We start from the raw sequence: 16,367 nt of genomic DNA, 5'->3' as shown, positions 1-16,367 counted from the left end.
CTCCCGCCTCCGGGTATAAATCAGTGAAGAATCCGCGCGATACTGTCGGAACCGGAACCTACGACAGGTCGTGGATGGTCTCGACCACGGCGTCGGCGTACTCGCTCGTGGCGAGTTTGGTGCCGCCTTCGATCTGCCGGTGGAGGTCGTAGGTGACCGTGCCCGCGGAGATGGTCTCCTCGACGGCGTCGCGGACGAGGTCGGCCGCGTCGTCCCAGCCGAGCTGTTCGAGCATGATGCGGCCGGAGAGGATCATCGCGGTGGGGTTGACCTTGTCCTCGCCGGCGTACTTCGGTGCGGACCCGTGGACGGGTTCCGCGAGAACGCGGCCGTCGCCGAGGTTGGCGCCCGGCGCGATACCCAGACCGCCGATCTGTGCGCCCGCGGCGTCCGAGAGGTAGTCGCCGTTCAGGTTGGGCATCGCCAGCACGTCGTACTGCTCGGTGCGGGTCAGAAGCTGCTGGAGCATGTTGTCGGCGATACGGTCCTTGATGACCACCACGCCGTCCGGCGCGTCGCCGTCGTACTCCTCCCAGAGTTCGTCCTCGGTGATGACCTCGTCCCCGTACTCCTCCGTCGCGACTTCGTAGCCCCAGTCACGGAAGGCCGCCTCGGTGAACTTCATGATGTTGCCCTTGTGGACGAGCGTCACCGAGTCGCGGCCGTCCTCGATGGCGTAGTCGATGGCGCGCCGAACCAGACGCTTGGTGCCGAACTCCGAGATGGGCTTGATACCGATGCCGACGGGGCCGTCGTGAATCGTCTCGTCGAAGCCCATCTCCTCCTCGATGAACTCGCGGACCTTCTCGACTTCGTCGGTGCCGGCCTCCCACTCGATGCCGGCGTACACGTCCTCGGTGTTCTCCCGGAAGTTGACCATATCCATCTTCTCCGGCGACGTGACGGGTGAGGGGACGCCGTCGAGGTGGTAGGTCGGCCGGACGTTGGCGTAGAGGTCGAGTTTCTTCCGCAGCGCGACGTTCAGCGAGCGGAAGCCGGAGCCGACGGGCGTCGTGAGCGGTCCCTTGATGGCGACGCGGAACTCGCGGATGGCCTCGACGGTGTCGTCGGGCAGGTTCTCGTCATAGCGCTCGCGGGCGGATTCGCCGGCGTAGAGCCGCATCCAACTGATCGAACGCCCCGTCGCTTCGGCGGCGGCGTCGAGCACTTTCTGGGCGGCCGGGCCGACGTCCGTCCCGATGCCGTCGCCGTGGATGATCGGAATGATGGGATTCGACGGTACGTCGAGTTCGCCGGTCTCCGCGTCGGCGGTGATGCGCTCGCCGTCCGCGGGGACCTCGACTTGCTCGTAGCTCATATCGTCGGCGATTCAGCCACCAGCGTAAAAGAACTGCCGTTCTCCCGGTTCCGACGGTATCGATCCGACCCGCCGGTGCCGCCGTGCCGCAACCTCTTTCCCCGACTCACGCCAAGAGCGCCCATGAGCGTTGGACCCCTCGACGAGGAGACGGTCGAGAAGTATCGCCAGGCTGGCGAGGCGTTGCAGACCGTCCTCGACGAGGCAGCCGAGATGATCGAACCGGGCGTGACCCACCTGGAGGTCGCGGAACACGCCGAGGCGCGTATCGACGAACTCGCTGACGGCCCCGCTTTCCCCGTCAATATCAGCGTCGACGAGGAAGCCAGTCACTCTACACCCGGCCGCGACGACGACACCGAGTTCGGCGAGGAGATGGTCTGTCTCGATGTCGGCGTCCACGTCGACGGCTATATCGCCGACGCGGCGACGACGGTCGACCTCTCGGAGAACCCGGAACTGGTCGAGGCCGCCGAGGAGGCTCTCGACGTGGCCATCGATGCCGTCGCGCCCGGCGTCGACACCGGACACATCGGCGCGGAGATCGAGGATGTCATCCGGGGCTACGGCTACACGCCCGTCCTCAACCTCTCCGGGCACGGTGTCGAACAGTGGGACGCTCACACGGGGCCAACGGTCCCGAACCGCGGCGTCGACCGCGCCGCCGAACTCGAAGTCGGCGATGTCGTGGCCATCGAACCCTTCGCCACCGACGGCCGGGGGAAGGTGAGCGAGGGGAGCGATGAGGAGATTTACGGCCTGGAGCACGAGCGCTCGGTTCGCAACCGGCAGGCCCGGAACGTGCTGGAACAGATCACCGAGGAGTACCGCACGCTCCCCTTCGCGGCGCGGTGGATCGAGGGCGACCGCGCGGAGATGGCGCTCCGACGGCTCAAACAGCAGGATGTCATCCACGGGTATCCCGTGTTGAAAGAAGAGGAGGGGCGCCTCGTCAGTCAGGCCGAACACACCCTGATCGTCACCGAAGACGGGTGTGAGGTCACGACCGCTTGACGGAGTTCTCGGATGTCACGATACCTCCTCTCAGGCGTCGTTCATCCGCTGGATCGACTCCGCATCGCAGACAGTACACACGGCGACTCGATAGGGTTCTCGTGAGAACGCGGCGTTCGCCGAGGCGGGGTTCTCGGTTCGGATCTCCACGCGGACCGAGTGTCTGGTTTCCCGGCCGCAGTTGGGACACGGTTCTCGGTCGGTGTCCGGGTTCGGTCGCTTCGCCTTCATCGCCGTTCCGTACCGGGGCCGTTTGCATAAGCCCCGCCGTCGATTAACCCGGATTAAACCCGGTTAATCCGGTGTCTGACTGTTTTCAATACTGATAACGCCAGTTGTCTGACGCCCGGCTGACGATCCGCCCGCGGAGAGCCGACAGTATAAGCCGCTGGCTCTCCCTCGACACGACATGGATCAACTGTTCGCCCCGTGGCGCATCGAGTGGGTGGAGCGCGACGACGGCGGCGTCGACGGCTGTCCGTTCTGTGTCCTCCCCGAGCGCGACGACGACCGGGACAGTCGGATCGTCGCCCGGAGCGATCACGCCTTCGTCATCCTGAACAACTACCCCTACAACCCGGGGCACGCGATGGTTATTCCCGACCGTCACGACGGGAACTACGGCGCGCTCGACGACGCGGAACTACTGGATCACGCCCGGCTCAAACAGCGAACCTTCGACGCGATGGCGACGGCGTTCGACCCCGACGGCATCAACGCCGGTCTCAACCTCGGCGGCTCCGCCGCCGGCGGATCCATCGACGACCACCTCCACACGCACGTCGTGCCACGCTGGTCGGGCGACACCAACTTCATGCCCGTCATCTCGGACACGAAAGTCATCGTCGAGGCCGTCGACGACACCTACGATCACCTCCGCGACGCCTTCGCGTCCCAACCCGGGGCGACGGTGACCGGTGACGATCAGGCGGTCTCGCTCTCGTTCGAGGACCACTGACGGTCTGGATTAGACCGACTCAAAAGAAGGCTTGTAGGCGCCTAATGACACGGTTTATGTGGATATGGCTCCTTCGTGAAGCCACATGGCTGAGGATCGCGTTTCGTTTCTCAAGGCGTCGTGGGTAAACGTCGTCTCGAACGTCCTCAAAATCGTCGCGGAGGGGACGCTCGGACTCCTCTTCGGCAGCCTCGCGCTCATGGCCGACGCCGCCCACTCCGTCGCGGACCTCCTCGCGAGCGCCGTCGTGTTGATCTGGGGGCGGTTCGTCTACGACGACCCCGACGCCTCGCACCCCCACGGTCACGAGCGGTTCGAACCCCTCTCCGCGCTGTTCGTCGGCGGCGTGCTCGTCCTCCTCGGACTGAAACTCCTCTATGACGCCGGCAACGCCCTGCTCACCGCCCCCGCCGCCGAATACAGTGATATCCTCGTCGCCGGCCTCCTGTTCGCGCTGGTCGTTCGCTACGCCTGTTACTGGTACACCGTGCGCGTCAACCGCGAGGTCGGCTCACCGAGTCTCCGGGCGCTGGCGGCCGACAGCAAAAACGACATCTACACCACGCTCGCCGCCTTCGGCGGCGTCGTCGGCATGGCGTTCGGCTACCCCATCTTCGATCCCATCGCCGGGGGCGCCGTGAGTCTGCTCGTCATCTACCAGGGGATCGACATCTCGCGCGAGAACGTCCGGTATCTCTCCGACGGCGCGCCCCCGGCCGAGGAACGCGAGCGCATCGAGGCGGCCATCCGCTCTCACCCCGAGGTGCGCGGCGTCCACGACTTCGTCGCCTACTACTCCGGCCACGTCATCGAAGTCGAGTTCCACGCCGAAATCGACGCCGACCACTCCCTCGCCGAGGCCCACGACATCGAGACGGAACTCCGGGAGCGCGTCCGCGAAATCGAACCCGTCTCCGACGTGCACGTCCATCTCGACCCCGCCGGCCTCGGCGAGTGGAAAGACGCCGCCGATCGCCCGGCGTCGACGACGGCCCGGTAGGTCATACTGTCGGCTGTAACTGTTTCAAGCTATCTGCACCTCCCGGGGTGACGGATAGCTGGATTGACTTACAGCCGACAGTATCAGTCCGACAGCGCTTGGCCCATCCACTCGCAGTGGTCGCGAAGCGCCTGCTCGCCCGCCGCCGTGAGTTCGTATCGATCAGCGACGCCGTCGACGTGCGAGGTGAGATACCCCTGGCCAGTGAGCGCCTCCAGCGCACTGTAGAATGTCTTGGGTTCGATCCGGGCGTCGTATTTCGCTTCGAGCGTGGCCTTGCAGTGCTGGGCCGTCGGTTCGTCCTCGCTCGCGACGACGATGCAGATGTCCCGCCGGAGGCCGCTGCGGAGCCACTTGCTCATACTGGCTGTCCGAACGTGTACATCGCTTCGTAGCCCGTGATCTCCGCCTCGAAGGTGTCGCCGGGTTCGATGCCGCGCTCGTCGGCGCGCTGGACGATCACTTGCCGATAGGCCCCGTCGCGGCATTTCACGGAGTCGCCCGTCCCCGGCCGGACGGCGAGCACCTCGCGGCGATCGCCGACCATCGACTCGTGGACCTCGCTGACGACCTCGCGTTTCAGTTCCGACATCGCCTTCGACCGCTCCTTTTTGAGCGTCCCGCCGAGGCCCTTCAGGTCGGCCGCGTCGGTCCCCGGCCGTTTCGAGAAGCGCGTGACGTTGATCTTCTCGGGGCGAACCTCCCGCAGGAGATCCATGCTCTGCTCGTGGTCGGCGTCCGTCTCGGTGGGGAAGCCGACGATGAAGTCCGTCGCGAGCGTCCACTCGTCGAGACGGTCGTCGAACGTCTCAACCACCTCGCGGAACTCCTCGACCTGATGCTGGCGGCGCATGTCGCCGAGGACATCGTTCGATCCCGACTGGACCGGTGCGTGCAGGAAGTTGTAGAGTTCCTCGTTTTCGGCGAACACGTCGGCGAGTTCCTCGCGGATGCCGTGGACCCCCTTCGGGTTCGCCATCCCCACCCGCACCCGGAACTCGCCGTCGATGTCACAGATGCGGTCGAGCAGGACGTGGAGTGTTCGCTCGCCCGTGTCCCAGCCGTAGACGCCGGTGTCTTGACCGGTGATGCGAATTTCTTTCGCGCCCGCGTGGACGAGCGCCCGCGCCTTCTCGACGTTCTCCTCGACCGGCGGCGAGTCGATCTTCCCCGTCGCCCGCTTGGTGATGCAGTACGAGCAGTCGCTCATACACCCGCGGGCGATGGGGAGGATGCCGATGACGCCGTCCAGAATGGGGTCGGCGTCGGGCGTCGTCGTCGGGCACTCGCCGTTCATCGCCGCCGCCGGCACCTCGTCCCAGTGGACCACGTCGGCGTCGACGCCGGCCTCCGCGAACTCCTCGCCTTGGGCCAGCGCCATACAGCCCGTGACCACCAGGTCACCCGTCTCGGATTCGAGTTCCGCGGCCCGGCGGAGCATGTTCTGCTCCGTTTTCTCGACGACCGTACAGGTGTTGAGGATGGCCACGTCGGCGTCGTCGGGGCCGTCAGCGGGTCGGTGCCCCCCGTCCCGAAGCCGTTGCTCGATGGCTCGGCTCTCGCCACGATTGGCCGTACACCCGTACGTCTCGATGTGATAGCGGGCCATTTCGGTTGTCGATGATTGCGCGTGCGCGGAGAAAAACGCGACGGTCCGGGCCGACCACAGACGCTTTGATACGGATTATTGTAACTGTTCACCGGTGGTTTGTCGGACCGTTTCGGTGAACCACCGGTACTGACGTACAATAAACCGTATGAGGCTTCCGGCCGCAGTCACCATCGATGCCCTCCAGACGACGCGTGCTCGCCAGCCTCGGACTGCTCGCGACGAGTGGCTGTCTCGGCGACGACGCTCCGTCCCCGCCCCCCGCCGGTCGCACCGACTGGCCCCACCCCGATTTCAACGCCGGCGCGACGAGTTACAACCCGAACCCCGTCGGGCCACGCTCGGGGGCCGACGAGCGATGGCGTCGGCAGGTTCCCCAACCGACCGGCCGCCCCGTCGTCGCCGACGGGCGCGTGTTCCTCCCGACGCTCGGCGGCGTCCGGACGTTTGCCGTCGACGGCGACGAGGGCTGGTCGCTCTCGCCGCTCGCCGACCGCTCGACGGCGTGGATGACCAGCCCGGCCGTCCACGACGGCGTCGCGTATCTCGGCACCGACGACGCGCGGAGTCTGCTCGCGGTCGACGCCGCCGACGGTACCGAAATCTGGCGAACCGACGTCGGTGACGTGTCCGTCGCTCCCGTCCCCGACCACGACTGGGGGTCGCTGTTCGTCGGCACACGGGACGGATCGGTCGCCCGCGTCGACGCCGACTCGGGCGCGGTTCGCTGGTCGGCGTCGGTGTTCGGCGCGGTCACGTCGCTCGCGACGAGCGCCGACCTGGTCTACGCCGGGACCGAGGCGGGCGAGGTGTACGCCCTCTTCGACGGCCAGGGGCAGTGGCGGCGGAAACTCCCCGGGAGCGTCGTCGGCCTCGCTCTCGGCAACGGCGGCCCCGTGTACGCGACGACGTTCGGTGGCGGGACGTTCGAACTCGCCGACGGCCTCCACGCGGGCGCGACGCGGTGGCACGACGAGGACGGTACGGCGAAGGATTCGCTGGTCGTCACCGACGACACCGTCTACGGCGCCGATGGCGGCGGACTGACGGCGACGAGTCGCCACGGCGGCGACCGACAGTGGTCGACCGAGGGGTCGTTCACGGCGGGGATGGCCGGCGCCGGGGAGACGCTCTACATCGGCGAGGAAGACGGTGTTTCGGCGTATCGGATGGGTGGCGGCGTCGGCGTCGACGACTGGCGGGTCGGCGCGCGCCGCTGGCGAACGGCGGTGGGTGGGCCGGTCGTTCGCGGCCTCGCCGTCGCGGCCGGATCGGTGTTCGTGCCGGTCGGCGGCGACTCGGACGCGGAGGCGGCGTTCGTCGCGCTCGGCTAGTCGTCGAACCCTTCCACCAGCGCCACGCCCGCCGACGCACCGATGCGCTCCGCGCCGGCGTCCAGCATCGCCCGCGCCTCGGCGGTGGTGCCGATGCCACCACTCGCTTTCACCGGGAGATACGCCGCGAGCAGTTCCACGTCGGCCGTCGTCGCCGGGCCTGAAAACCCGGTCCCCGTCTTGAGGTAATCCGCGTCCGCGTCGACGGCCGCCTCGGCCGCGCGGCGCAGTTCGTCGTCCGTCAACAGCGGCGCCTCCACGATCACCTTCACCGGCGTCGGCACCGCCGCGACGAGTTCGGCCAGCTCCGCGACGACGGCGTCGTCCTCGCCCGCGCGCAGTCGCCCGACGTTCATCACCACGTCGAGTTCGTCGGCGCCATCCTGCCAGGCCGTGACCGCCTCCTCGCGTTTCACCGCGGGGGCGTGTTGGCCGTGGGGAAATCCGACCACCGTGGCGAGCGTCACGTCCTCGTCACGCACCTCCGCGACGTAGCAGGGTGGCACGCAGGCGTTCATCCCGTAGTCGGCCGCCTCGGCGACCACCTGCCGAGCGTCGACCGGCGTCGTCTCCGGCCCGAGGACGGTGTGGTCGATGCGCGCGGCGAAGTCGGTTCGGTTCATACTCGCGCGTCTCGCCCCCGGAGCGTAAGGCTTTCCCGGCGACTCGTCACTTAGCCCCTATGGCCGTACTCCCCGAGGGATTCGCGCTCCCGCCGCTCCCCTACCTCCTCGCCCTTCTCGCTGGCCTCGGCGCCGTCGCGTTCCTGCTCTCCCGTCGCCGCCCGCCCGTCACCGAGCGCCTCGTCCTCGCGCTCGCGCCGTGGATGGTTCTCGGCTCCGCGCTACACGTCCTCTACGCCCTCGGTGCACTCCCGGATCTGGTTCGTCCCCTCGCCGGTACGCCCGCGGTCTATCTCACCGTCGCCGTCGTCGCCGGCGCGACGTGGATCGCGACCGCCGCCGCGGTTCGCGATCCGCCGCGCGTTCTCGGCGCGCTCGGCGCCGTCGCGAGCATCGTCACCGTCGCCCTCGCCGCCGCCGCCGGGCAGGTGCTCCGCATCGTCCCCCTGCTCGCCATCCTGGTCGGCGCCGCCGTCGCGACGGCCGTCACCTGGGCGCTCCTCCGACGTCTCCGTCCCGGCGTGTCGGTCACCGGTCGCGTCGGCCTCCTCGCCGTCGCCGCCCACGCCCTCGACGGCGTCTCGACCGCCGTCGGTATCGACCTCCTCGGCTTCAGCGAGCGCACCCCGCTCTCGCGGCACATCATCGAGTTCGCGGCGTCGCTCCCGACCGCCGACCTCATCGGCGGCGGGTGGCTGTTCGTCCTCGTGAAACTCGTCGTCGTCGCGGCCATCGTGGCCGCCTTCGCCGAGACGGTGCGCGAGGCGCCCGCCGAGGGACGACTGTTCCTCGGGTTCGTCACCGCCGTCGGCCTCGGCCCCGGAACGCACAACCTCATCCTCTTCGCCGTCGCCGGGTAGCCCCCGCGGCTGACGGCTCACTCGACGTTCTGGAACCGGAGGCGGTACGTGTAGTACGTCCCGCCGTACTGCACGATGCCACGCCGAGGGTCGTCGGTGTACGCATCACTTTCGATGTTGCCGTCGAGGAGCGCCCGCGCGTGGAGCGCCCGCAACACCTCCCGGTAGGCGGCCGAGTACGGGTGTGGTTCGCCGTAGCCGTCGCCGCGCGCTTCGCGAAGCAGCGACCGTGCGTCGGTCGAGAGCGCCGACCGATCGACGCGCGCGTCGACGAACTTCGCGCGGAGGATCGCCTCCATTCGTTCGGGCGTCTCCGCCACGGGATCGACCGTCGCGCGATAGATCGCTTCGTGGAACTCTTCGTCGGTGCGCTCGATGGCGTACACCGTGTCGCGGTAGGTCACGTGGTCGGGAGCGCCCTCGCCGAGTAAGTTGCTCCGCGCTACGTCCTCGGACCGCCGATAGACGTACCCGCCGCGCTGAACCAGGCCCCAGGGAACGCCGCCCTCGTTCCCCCGCGCCCTGGCGGCGACGTGGCCGACGTGGACGACGTTCTGATCGAACTCCGACAGCCGATCCGCGTCGACGGCGTCCGGCGTCTCCGCCGAGTCGGCGTCGCCCACCGTCGACAGGCGGACCACCGGATGAGTGACGGTCACTTCGTCGACGACGATGGCATCGAGGCGGTAGTACGTCCCCTCGTATCGCGTGTAGACGGGATCGGGGTTCGCGCCGAACGGCCGGCGGTGCTGGGTCGTGTAGTCGTCGCCGTCGAGCGTGGTCTGGAAGGCCTGTTCGTCTCGGTCCGACCGCGTCTCGGCGAGGTCGACCACGTGTGCCGACCGGAGCGGCGTCGACTCGTCAGTGAGGGTGAGGTGGAGGGTTCGTTCCGCGTCGTCGCGACTGCCGTCGGTGCCGGAACAGCCCGCCAGGGCCACGGCGGCGCCCGCTACGAGAAACTGCCGTCGGTTCATACGGGCCGTACAGTCCCCGGGGGTATTCGTTCTGGGGAGACTCAAACCGACGCTTGAGTAACGCGGCGATAGAGCCGGGAGTGTTTTGCCCTCGGCGCGGCGTGACATCCGTATGGCTACCCAACCACACCTGCGGGTCGACGAGGGAGACGTTCACGACGTGGCGCTGCTCCCCGGCGATCCCGGCCGCGTCGAACGCATCGCCGCCCACTGCGACTCGGTGACGGAACTCGCCCACAACCGCGAGTACCGCCTCGTCAACGCCGAATACGATGGCGTCCCGCTGACCGTCTGTTCGACGGGCGTGGGGTCGCCCTCGGCGGCCATCGCCCTCGAAGAACTCGCCGCCGTCGGCGTCGAGACGGTGATCCGCCCCGGCACCACCGGCGCGCTCCAGTCTCACGTCGAAATCGGCGACATGGTCGTCGCGACGGGCGCGGCCAAAGAGGAGGGGACGACCAAGCGCTACGAGCGGGTGGAGTATCCCGCCGTCCCCGACTTCGAGGTGGTTCGGGCGCTGACCGACGCCGCCGAAGCACAGGACGAGGCGGTCCACGTCGGCCCCGTCGTCACCGACGACGCCTTCTACGCGGAAACGGACGACTATGTCGACGACTGGGAGGCCGCCGGCCTGCTTGCGGTGGAGATGGAGGCGGCCGCGCTGTTCGCGCTCGCCCGCCGGAAAGGGTTGCGCGCCGGCGCCATCTGCACCGTCGACGGCAACCTCGTCGAAGGGACCCAGAAGGGAAGCGGCGACGCCACCGAAGCGGAACTCCCGCCGAAGGCCCACAACAACGTCGAGCGGATGATCGGTTTGGCGCTCGACGCCGCCACCGCGCTCGACTAGGCCGATGCTGGACCGGGTGTTCGCGCGCGCGTCGTCGCCGCTGCCCGTCGGCTTCGACGGCTGGAGCGGCACGAACTCGCGGCGTTCGGACGGTGGTTGCAGGACACCAGCAACTTGCTTCATCTGACGGTGCTGGTCGCGGTGCCCCCGCTCATCGCCGTCGTGACGTTCGTCTCGAACGCCCGCACGGAACTCTCCTTCCTGCTGTTCCCGCCGCTGGCGTCCGGCGCGTACACCCTCTTTTCGGACCCGGAAGGGCGCTATGCCTCCCCGCGACGGTTCGTCGTCGGCCTCGTCGGCGGCGCGCTCTGTGGGTGGGCCGCACTCAGCCTCTCGGCGACGCCCCCGACACCCACCATCGTTTCGCCTGCCAGCGCGGCGCTCTCCATCTTTCTGGCCGGCGTCGCGACCCGGCTGCTCGACGTTGAGGAACCCGCGGCCTTCTCGACGGCGCTGCGCGTCCTGGTCACCGACGACGCCTCGCCCGAGGCGTACGTGCCCCTACGACACCGCCCGGAGCGGACGACCACGTCCGCGTCCCCATGCGCGGTGACCGCGACGCTCGCCGCCGCCGCAAACACGAACTGTGACCTCGTGGTGACGCCGTCCGAACAGGAGTACGGCCGCCTCTCGCCCTCCGTTCGCGGGCTGTTCGACGGCCGCCACGACACCATCGCGTTCCGTCTGACGACGGGTCGCCAGCGCTGGCGTCGCGTGCTCGTGACGGTAGCCAGACCGGGCAACACCGCCCACGCGATGTCGAGTTCGCCGCCCGCCTCGTCGGCCCGCGGAGAAACGCCTCGCGGACCGCCGAAACGGTCGATGTCGACGTCGAGACGCGGGTGTCCCGGAGTCAGATAACCGACTTCATCGGCGCCAACGCCGGTGCGTACAACCTGTTGATCATCGGGTCGTTCGGTGAGCGGTCGCGTGCCTCCCGACTCGTCTCGCCGCCGACCTTCGAGCGACTGCGAGCGGTGGGCTGCGACGTGGCCGTCGTCGACCGGAGACGGGTCTGAATCTCACTCTATATTTCGTCGAGCAAGCGATCGGCGATCGCTTCCGTATCCACGTCTCGCCCGCCGAGCGCCGACTCGACGAGCAGATGCCCGCCGATGCTCGCCGGACTGATGACCGTATCCGCGCCCGCCCGCCGCAGCTTGTCGACGTTCTCGCGGTGGGTCGCCGCCGCGACGATGTGAACGTCGGGCGCGAGTTGCCGCGCGGTCAGCACCGCGAGCGCGTCGGTTCCGTCGTCGTTCGTGGCGGCGACGACGGCGCGGGCGTCTTCGATGTGTGCTCGCTGCAGCGTCGCCTCGTCGCTGGTGTCGCCGGTCAGCGTGTTGATGTCACGTTCGCCGAGTCGGCGGGCCAGATCCCCGTCCGGGACGACGACGAGAAACGACGCCTTGTCCTGCAGTTCTTGCATGATCGATTCGGTCAGGTCGCCGTGACCCAGCACGAGGATGTGATCGTCGAGCAGGTCGAGTTCTGATTGTGTCATCTTTCCGAGAGCCTTGACGAGTCGTGCTTCGATGGCGGGCGTCAACAGCACCCCGAGCGCGATGGCGAAGCTCGCGGTGCCGACGACGAGCGCCGAGACGCCGAACAGCCGCGCCATCGCCGTCTGGGGCGTGATGTCGCCGTAGCCGACGGTGCTCGAGGTGACGATGGCGAAGTAGATCGCGTCGACGAGCGTCTCGATGCCGTTGAACTCCTCGCGGAGCGCGTACGCTCCGGCCGCGATGTACACCTGCGACCCTGAGAGCGCGAGGACGGCGGCGAGCTGGGTCGCCGAGAGGTCGATCGAGCGGTCGAACCGCCGGCGGTTGAGCGCGACGGCCGGCAGCGCCAGGAGGGACATGACGACCAACGGAATCGACGTCTCGCTCGCCTGGACGAGTCCCTGGCCCGCCGAGACGACGAGCAGGCAGAGCGTCGAGTACCAGGCGGCGCGGAGCCCGCGACGGAGGCCGAGCGCGCTCCCCAGCAGCAGGAACCCCGTGAGCGTGCCGGTAAAGCCCGCAGTCGCCCGTGCTACTGGCGGGACGAAGGGGACGAGCGGGCGGCCGACGGGCGCGCTCATGTGGACGATGCCCGTCACCATCGACAGCGCCCCCGCGAGGAGGGTCAGCCCCACGGCCGCCTGCACGCCGATGAACCGGTCACCTCGGCTCACAGCCATGCCTACGCTCTCGTCCACGAGGCTGATAAAGGGCCCGCAGGCGTCCCGTGATCGACGGTAATCCCTATACGTGTCCCCGCCGAGACGCGACTATGGCCTCCTTTCCGGTCGAGGTGCTGTTCGGCATCTATCTCGGCATTCTGACCGGCATCATCCCCGCGCTGGTCTCGTGGGCGTTCGGATTCCTGTTCAAATACGTCACGGGTGTCACCGTCCCCGCGTTCGGTGTCGTCGTCCTCGCGGTGGCGATCGCGGGCGTCAACGGTGGCTTGCTGGCGCTGAACGATCCGACGTTCACCCAGTCGGCGAATCAGGTGCGACTGACGGTGGCGGTGATCGTCGTGTTGATGCTCTCGCTGTACGCCCACAGCGTCGGCGACAAGATGGGCGCCGAGTTCCCCCGCAAGCTCTCGCTTCGCAAGCTCACGAACCGCACCCTCTCGACGGACGTGGTCGAACTCGTCGGCGGCCGCGGCCAGGTTCGGGTGACGGTTTCCGGCGACATCGCCGACATGGAGGGATACCCGCCCGTCCCCGCCGACCTTCGCCGCGAGATCCGGGAGGGCTCGTGGACCTTCCCCGCGGACGTTCCGATGGACGAACTGGAGTCCCGCGTCGCCGACCGCCTCCGAACCGAATACGACCTGACCGACGTGGCCGTCCGACTCGACGAGCGCGCGCGGGCAACGGTGAGCGCCGCGCCGCCCCTCGGCGGTCTCTCCAAGCGCATCCCTGCCGGCAAGCGCGGCGTCTCCCTCCGGGCGCTCCTGCCCACCGGCACGGCCCGCGGCGACGACGTGGTGGTGTCGACGGACGGCGACACCTACCGCGGCACCGTCGTGAGCCTGCGCAGTGATCGAGCGGGTGAGACGCCGATCACGGAGGGTCGACCCGCCCCCGACGGCGGGGAGGCGGCGACGCCAGCGCCGTCCCAGCCGCTTCCTGTGGCGGACGGCGGCGACGGCCGCGTGACCGTCGCCATCGACACCGTCCAGGCGGAGTCGTTGCTCGGCTCGACCGCCGATCGTCTCACGATCCAGTCCCGGGGGACGCGGCGGGAGTACCAGCTCGTCTCCCTGCTTCGCCGAGCGGGCAACCGCATTCAGAAGGTCTCCATCCGCGAGAGCGCGCCGATCGCCGGCACCACGATCGGTGACGCCACGGTTCGTGACACGTACGGCGTGACCGTCCTCGCCGTTCGACACGACGGCGACTGGCAGTTCTCCCCCCGCGGCTCACAGCCCCTGTCCGCCGGTGACGACCTGTTCGTCGTCGGCTCGCGTGCGGCCATCACGACCTTCCGGGAGGCAGTCGCGTGATCCTTCAGGTGTCGGTCCCGGCCGTCGAGCCCTCCCTGCTCCGTCTCGTCGCTCGCCTGCTCGCGTTCGCCGTGGGGTCGGCCGTCGTCAGCGGCGTCGCGGGACTCGTCTACCGCTGGTACACCAAGACCCGGCTCCCGCTGTGGCTGTCGATCCTGCTCGGGCTCTCGCTCGTCTCGGTCTATCTCAACACTGTCGGCGCGTTCTCTGACCTCCTCAGCGGCGAGATGGGGGTGTTCTCCACCGGCGCCGTCGTGTTCAACGTGTCGTCGCTCGCCGTCGGTGCCGCGGCCGCGCCGGTCGGGCGGGTCGTCGGCGACCGCATCGCGACCGACGTGTTCGCCGTCGCTGGCGTGCGCGAACTCGACGTGGAGGTGAGCCGGCTCGTCCGCTCAGTCGGCCGCATCACCGACGTCACGCTCCCCGAGGATCCCGACGACATCGCCGATATCGAGGGATACGACCCCGTCGACGCCGCCGTCAAGACGACGCTCGCGGGCAAGACGCTCATCTTCCCCCGCCGTCTGACGATGACCGAACTCGAGGACCGCTTCGTCTCCCGCCTGCAGGACGACTACGGCGTGGGGCACGTCGATGTCGAGCTCACCGACGACGGCACCGTCGACTATCTCGCCCTGGGGAGTCGCGCGACCGGTATCGGGCCGACGCTCGCGCCCGGCACCGTCGCGGTGGCGGTTCGGGCCGACCCCGCTAACGCCGCCAGCCCCGGTGATCGGGTGCAGGTGTGGCGCACGGATCCACCGGAGCGCCTGTTGACGGCCGAACTCCGCGCCCACGTCGACGACGTGGCGACGCTCGCGGTCAACGAGGAGGAGGTGACACGGCTCTCGTCGAGCGAAACCTATCGGCTGGTGACGCTGCCGGCCGAACCGCAGGCCGATCGCGAGTTCGCGTCGCTCCTGCGCGCCGCCGAGGAGACGATGTACGTCGTCACCGTCGCCGAGGGGAGCGATCTCGTGGACGCGCCGGTCAGCAGTCTCGACGCCACCGTCGTCGCGGTCGAAAGCGACCCTGGCGGCGTCGATACGCTCCCGCACGACCGCACGCTTGTCGCGGGCGACGAGGTGTATGTCGTCGGTCGTCCCGAAACGTACCGGCGACTCGACGCCCGGAGCCGCCCGTCGTCGGAGACGCAATCCCTTTGACTGACGGGGCGCGAGGAACGGGCATGCAGTGGAAGTTGTTCGCCGACCTCGCGGAGGTCGCTGGCGACCGTGAGATCCGTGTCGATGTCGACCCCGGTGCGACGGTCGGCGATGCGCTCGACGAACTGCTCGAGACCCACCCCGCGCTCCGCGACCGGGTGCTCGACGAGTCGGGCGATGTCGCCGACCACGTCAACGTCCTTCGTAACGGCGAGAACGTCGCGACTGGCGAAGGCCTGGATACGACGTTGGCTGCGGGCGACGAACTCGCGCTGTTCCCGCCGGTCAGCGGCGGAACGGATCGGGCGCGCTAGTCGGGGCGCGGGCGCGCGGTGAACAGCGTCTGGACGACGGAGAAGGGATCGTACGTCGACTGGTGACACTGGCAGTAGACGTTGTTCGGGTCGCCGAAACGGGCGGCGTCGGCGGACTGTTTGTAACCCGGGACACAGCAGAAGTGGGTGCATTTGTTGAGCCACGCGATGAACCCCTCGGCGGTGCTCGCCTGCAGCCATTCGTCGTCCTGGGCCGCCTCTTCGATGCGTTCGCTCCGGAGGAGCTGGATCGGAATCACGTCGTCGGCGTCCTGTGAGCGCCAAGTGCCGGTCGCGGGCTTGCCGACGCCCGCGGTCCCGATTCCGTTGCCCCATTCCGTGTAGTCGCTGAAGTCGTCGACGTGGAAGCGGTCGCCCGCCTCCTTCGCGGCGGACTGCCAGTCGTAGGCGGGGCTCGACCCCGAGTGGAAGTAGTTCTCGCTCTCGTAGCTGGGCTGGATGCCCTGATACCCCTCGACGCCGCAGTACTGGAACCACTCGGAGGTGTACGTCGTCCCGCCGAGATCCATCTCGGCGACCTGGATCTGCCGCCCGCCCTGCGTGACGGTTTCGACGTCGGGCCAGATACCCCTGACGTACCCCTCGGAGTCTATCTCCAGCGGAATCTGGGGCATCCCGCGGGGCGCCGGACCGCCCGTGTTCTCGATGGCCCACGCCTGGGTCATCCCCCCGCCCGACCCGGGCGACGCCGTTGCGCTGTTGACGGTGACCGTCCCGAGGGCACCGACGCCAGCGAGCGCCGACCCACCGACGACGCCCTTGACGAACCGCCGTCGGCCGCTCTCTTCGGGATATTTGTCGTCCGCGCTCATGCTCGGACCTTGG

The 16,367-nt window shown here is 68.6% G+C and carries 17 protein-coding genes and 1 pseudogene; 10 read left to right on the top strand and 8 right to left on the bottom strand.

Going from position 1 to position 16,367, the window contains the following annotated elements:
- Window positions 1–58: 58 nt before the first annotated feature.
- A complete protein-coding gene (gene icd / locus MXB53_RS01740) occupies window positions 59–1,318 on the bottom strand; it encodes an isocitrate dehydrogenase (NADP(+)) (RefSeq protein ID WP_248895490.1) in 1,260 nt (419 codons plus the stop codon).
- Between the two features lie 123 nt (window positions 1,319–1,441).
- On the opposite strand from icd, the gene map reads away from it, so the two are divergent.
- Window positions 1,442–2,332 carry a type II methionyl aminopeptidase gene (gene map, locus MXB53_RS01735; RefSeq protein WP_248895489.1) on the top strand — a complete coding sequence of 297 codons (891 nt, stop codon included), beginning with the start codon at window positions 1,442–1,444 and terminating at the stop codon, window positions 2,330–2,332.
- Window positions 2,333–2,362: 30 nt separating this feature from the next.
- Here the strand turns inward: map and MXB53_RS16010 are convergent, their stop codons facing one another.
- Complete coding sequence (locus MXB53_RS16010; RefSeq protein ID WP_486606373.1) at window positions 2,363–2,563, bottom strand: DUF7835 family putative zinc beta-ribbon protein; 201 nt, start codon at window positions 2,561–2,563, stop codon at window positions 2,363–2,365.
- Between the two features lie 178 nt (window positions 2,564–2,741).
- Between MXB53_RS16010 and MXB53_RS01730 the strand changes: the two genes are divergently transcribed.
- Both MXB53_RS01730 and MXB53_RS01725 read left to right on the top strand, forming a co-directional pair.
- A complete protein-coding gene (locus tag MXB53_RS01730) occupies window positions 2,742–3,290 on the top strand; it encodes an HIT family protein (RefSeq protein ID WP_248895488.1) in 549 nt (182 codons plus the stop codon).
- Between the two features lie 85 nt (window positions 3,291–3,375).
- Window positions 3,376–4,290, top strand: coding sequence for a cation diffusion facilitator family transporter (locus tag MXB53_RS01725; protein WP_248895487.1), 915 nt, complete (start codon window positions 3,376–3,378; stop codon window positions 4,288–4,290).
- 83 nt (window positions 4,291–4,373) lie between these two features.
- Here the strand turns inward: MXB53_RS01725 and MXB53_RS01720 are convergent, their stop codons facing one another.
- A complete protein-coding gene (locus tag MXB53_RS01720) occupies window positions 4,374–4,652 on the bottom strand; it encodes a PadR family transcriptional regulator (RefSeq protein ID WP_248895486.1) in 279 nt (92 codons plus the stop codon).
- Window positions 4,649–5,899, bottom strand: a complete 1,251-nt coding sequence (locus tag MXB53_RS01715) for a tRNA (N(6)-L-threonylcarbamoyladenosine(37)-C(2))-methylthiotransferase (protein ID WP_248895485.1) — start codon at window positions 5,897–5,899, stop codon at window positions 4,649–4,651. Before MXB53_RS01715 ends, MXB53_RS01720 begins: the two co-directional genes overlap by 4 nt.
- 176 nt (window positions 5,900–6,075) lie before the next feature.
- Here MXB53_RS01715 and MXB53_RS01710 point away from each other — a divergent pair, with 176 nt between their 5' ends.
- Window positions 6,076–7,233, top strand: a complete 1,158-nt coding sequence (locus MXB53_RS01710; protein ID WP_248895484.1) for an outer membrane protein assembly factor BamB family protein — start codon at window positions 6,076–6,078, stop codon at window positions 7,231–7,233.
- Here the strand turns inward: MXB53_RS01710 and deoC are convergent.
- Window positions 7,230–7,856 (bottom strand): deoxyribose-phosphate aldolase, encoded by a 627-nt coding sequence (gene deoC / locus MXB53_RS01705; RefSeq protein WP_248895483.1) that lies wholly within the window; start codon window positions 7,854–7,856, stop codon window positions 7,230–7,232. The genes MXB53_RS01710 and deoC overlap by 4 nt on opposite strands.
- Before the next feature lie 59 nt (window positions 7,857–7,915).
- Here deoC and MXB53_RS01700 point away from each other — a divergent pair, with 59 nt between their 5' ends.
- Window positions 7,916–8,716 (top strand): DUF63 family protein, encoded by an 801-nt coding sequence (locus MXB53_RS01700; protein WP_248895482.1) that lies wholly within the window; start codon window positions 7,916–7,918, stop codon window positions 8,714–8,716.
- A gap of 17 nt (window positions 8,717–8,733) precedes the next feature.
- On the opposite strand, the gene MXB53_RS01695 is transcribed toward MXB53_RS01700, so the two are convergent.
- A complete protein-coding gene (locus MXB53_RS01695) occupies window positions 8,734–9,690 on the bottom strand; it encodes a hypothetical protein (RefSeq protein ID WP_248895481.1) in 957 nt (318 codons plus the stop codon).
- 112 nt (window positions 9,691–9,802) lie between these two features.
- Here MXB53_RS01695 and MXB53_RS01690 point away from each other — a divergent pair, with 112 nt between their 5' ends.
- A complete protein-coding gene (locus tag MXB53_RS01690) occupies window positions 9,803–10,537 on the top strand; it encodes a nucleoside phosphorylase (RefSeq protein ID WP_248895480.1) in 735 nt (244 codons plus the stop codon).
- Between the two features lie 60 nt (window positions 10,538–10,597).
- Window positions 10,598–11,556, top strand: a pseudogene (locus MXB53_RS01685) (HPP family protein).
- An 8-nt stretch (window positions 11,557–11,564) separates the two neighbouring features.
- Here the strand turns inward: MXB53_RS01685 and MXB53_RS01680 are convergent.
- A complete protein-coding gene (locus tag MXB53_RS01680; RefSeq protein WP_425601211.1) occupies window positions 11,565–12,716 on the bottom strand; it encodes an NAD-binding protein in 1,152 nt (383 codons plus the stop codon).
- 98 nt (window positions 12,717–12,814) lie between these two features.
- Between MXB53_RS01680 and MXB53_RS01675 the strand changes: the two genes are divergently transcribed.
- Genes MXB53_RS01675 through MXB53_RS01665 form a run of 3 tightly spaced genes read left to right on the top strand, consistent with a single transcriptional unit; the run spans window position 12,815 to window position 15,521 of the window.
- Window positions 12,815–14,041, top strand: a complete 1,227-nt coding sequence (locus tag MXB53_RS01675) for a potassium channel family protein (RefSeq protein WP_248895478.1) — start codon at window positions 12,815–12,817, stop codon at window positions 14,039–14,041.
- A complete protein-coding gene (locus MXB53_RS01670) occupies window positions 14,038–15,207 on the top strand; it encodes a DUF8167 domain-containing protein (protein ID WP_248895477.1) in 1,170 nt (389 codons plus the stop codon). The genes MXB53_RS01675 and MXB53_RS01670 overlap by 4 nt, the downstream gene beginning before the upstream one ends.
- A gap of 23 nt (window positions 15,208–15,230) precedes the next feature.
- Window positions 15,231–15,521, top strand: coding sequence for a ubiquitin-like small modifier protein 1 (locus MXB53_RS01665; RefSeq protein ID WP_248895476.1), 291 nt, complete (start codon window positions 15,231–15,233; stop codon window positions 15,519–15,521).
- Here MXB53_RS01665 and MXB53_RS01660 read toward each other — a convergent pair.
- On the bottom strand, window positions 15,518–16,354 hold the full coding sequence (locus MXB53_RS01660; protein ID WP_248895475.1) for a Rieske (2Fe-2S) protein: 837 nt from the start codon (window positions 16,352–16,354) through the stop codon (window positions 15,518–15,520). The two genes, MXB53_RS01665 and MXB53_RS01660, sit on opposite strands and share 4 nt — an antisense overlap.
- Window positions 16,355–16,367: the final 13 nt, after the last annotated feature.

The organism is Haloplanus sp. XH21 (assembly GCF_023276355.1).
Taxonomy (GTDB): domain Archaea; phylum Halobacteriota; class Halobacteria; order Halobacteriales; family Haloferacaceae; genus Haloplanus; species Haloplanus halobius.
Note: the sequence above shows the minus strand (reverse complement) of the source record. Positions and strands in the feature narration are given on the sequence as shown.

Excerpts from the sequence above, each read along its gene's own strand:
- icd (WP_248895490.1), bottom strand. The coding sequence starts at position 1,318 with ATGAGCTACGAGCAAGTCGAGGTCCCCGCGGACGGCGAGCGCATCACC.
- map (WP_248895489.1), top strand. The coding sequence starts at position 1,442 with ATGAGCGTTGGACCCCTCGACGAGGAGACGGTCGAGAAGTATCGCCAG.
- MXB53_RS16010 (WP_486606373.1), bottom strand. The coding sequence starts at position 2,563 with ATGAAGGCGAAGCGACCGAACCCGGACACCGACCGAGAACCGTGTCCC.
- MXB53_RS01730 (WP_248895488.1), top strand. The coding sequence starts at position 2,742 with ATGGATCAACTGTTCGCCCCGTGGCGCATCGAGTGGGTGGAGCGCGAC.
- MXB53_RS01725 (WP_248895487.1), top strand. The coding sequence starts at position 3,376 with ATGGCTGAGGATCGCGTTTCGTTTCTCAAGGCGTCGTGGGTAAACGTC.
- MXB53_RS01720 (WP_248895486.1), bottom strand. The coding sequence starts at position 4,652 with ATGAGCAAGTGGCTCCGCAGCGGCCTCCGGCGGGACATCTGCATCGTC.
- MXB53_RS01715 (WP_248895485.1), bottom strand. The coding sequence starts at position 5,899 with ATGGCCCGCTATCACATCGAGACGTACGGGTGTACGGCCAATCGTGGC.
- MXB53_RS01710 (WP_248895484.1), top strand. The coding sequence starts at position 6,076 with ATGCCCTCCAGACGACGCGTGCTCGCCAGCCTCGGACTGCTCGCGACG.
- deoC (WP_248895483.1), bottom strand. The coding sequence starts at position 7,856 with ATGAACCGAACCGACTTCGCCGCGCGCATCGACCACACCGTCCTCGGG.
- MXB53_RS01700 (WP_248895482.1), top strand. The coding sequence starts at position 7,916 with ATGGCCGTACTCCCCGAGGGATTCGCGCTCCCGCCGCTCCCCTACCTC.
- MXB53_RS01695 (WP_248895481.1), bottom strand. The coding sequence starts at position 9,690 with ATGAACCGACGGCAGTTTCTCGTAGCGGGCGCCGCCGTGGCCCTGGCG.
- MXB53_RS01690 (WP_248895480.1), top strand. The coding sequence starts at position 9,803 with ATGGCTACCCAACCACACCTGCGGGTCGACGAGGGAGACGTTCACGAC.
- MXB53_RS01675 (WP_248895478.1), top strand. The coding sequence starts at position 12,815 with ATGGCCTCCTTTCCGGTCGAGGTGCTGTTCGGCATCTATCTCGGCATT.
- MXB53_RS01665 (WP_248895476.1), top strand. The coding sequence starts at position 15,231 with ATGCAGTGGAAGTTGTTCGCCGACCTCGCGGAGGTCGCTGGCGACCGT.
- MXB53_RS01660 (WP_248895475.1), bottom strand. The coding sequence starts at position 16,354 with ATGAGCGCGGACGACAAATATCCCGAAGAGAGCGGCCGACGGCGGTTC.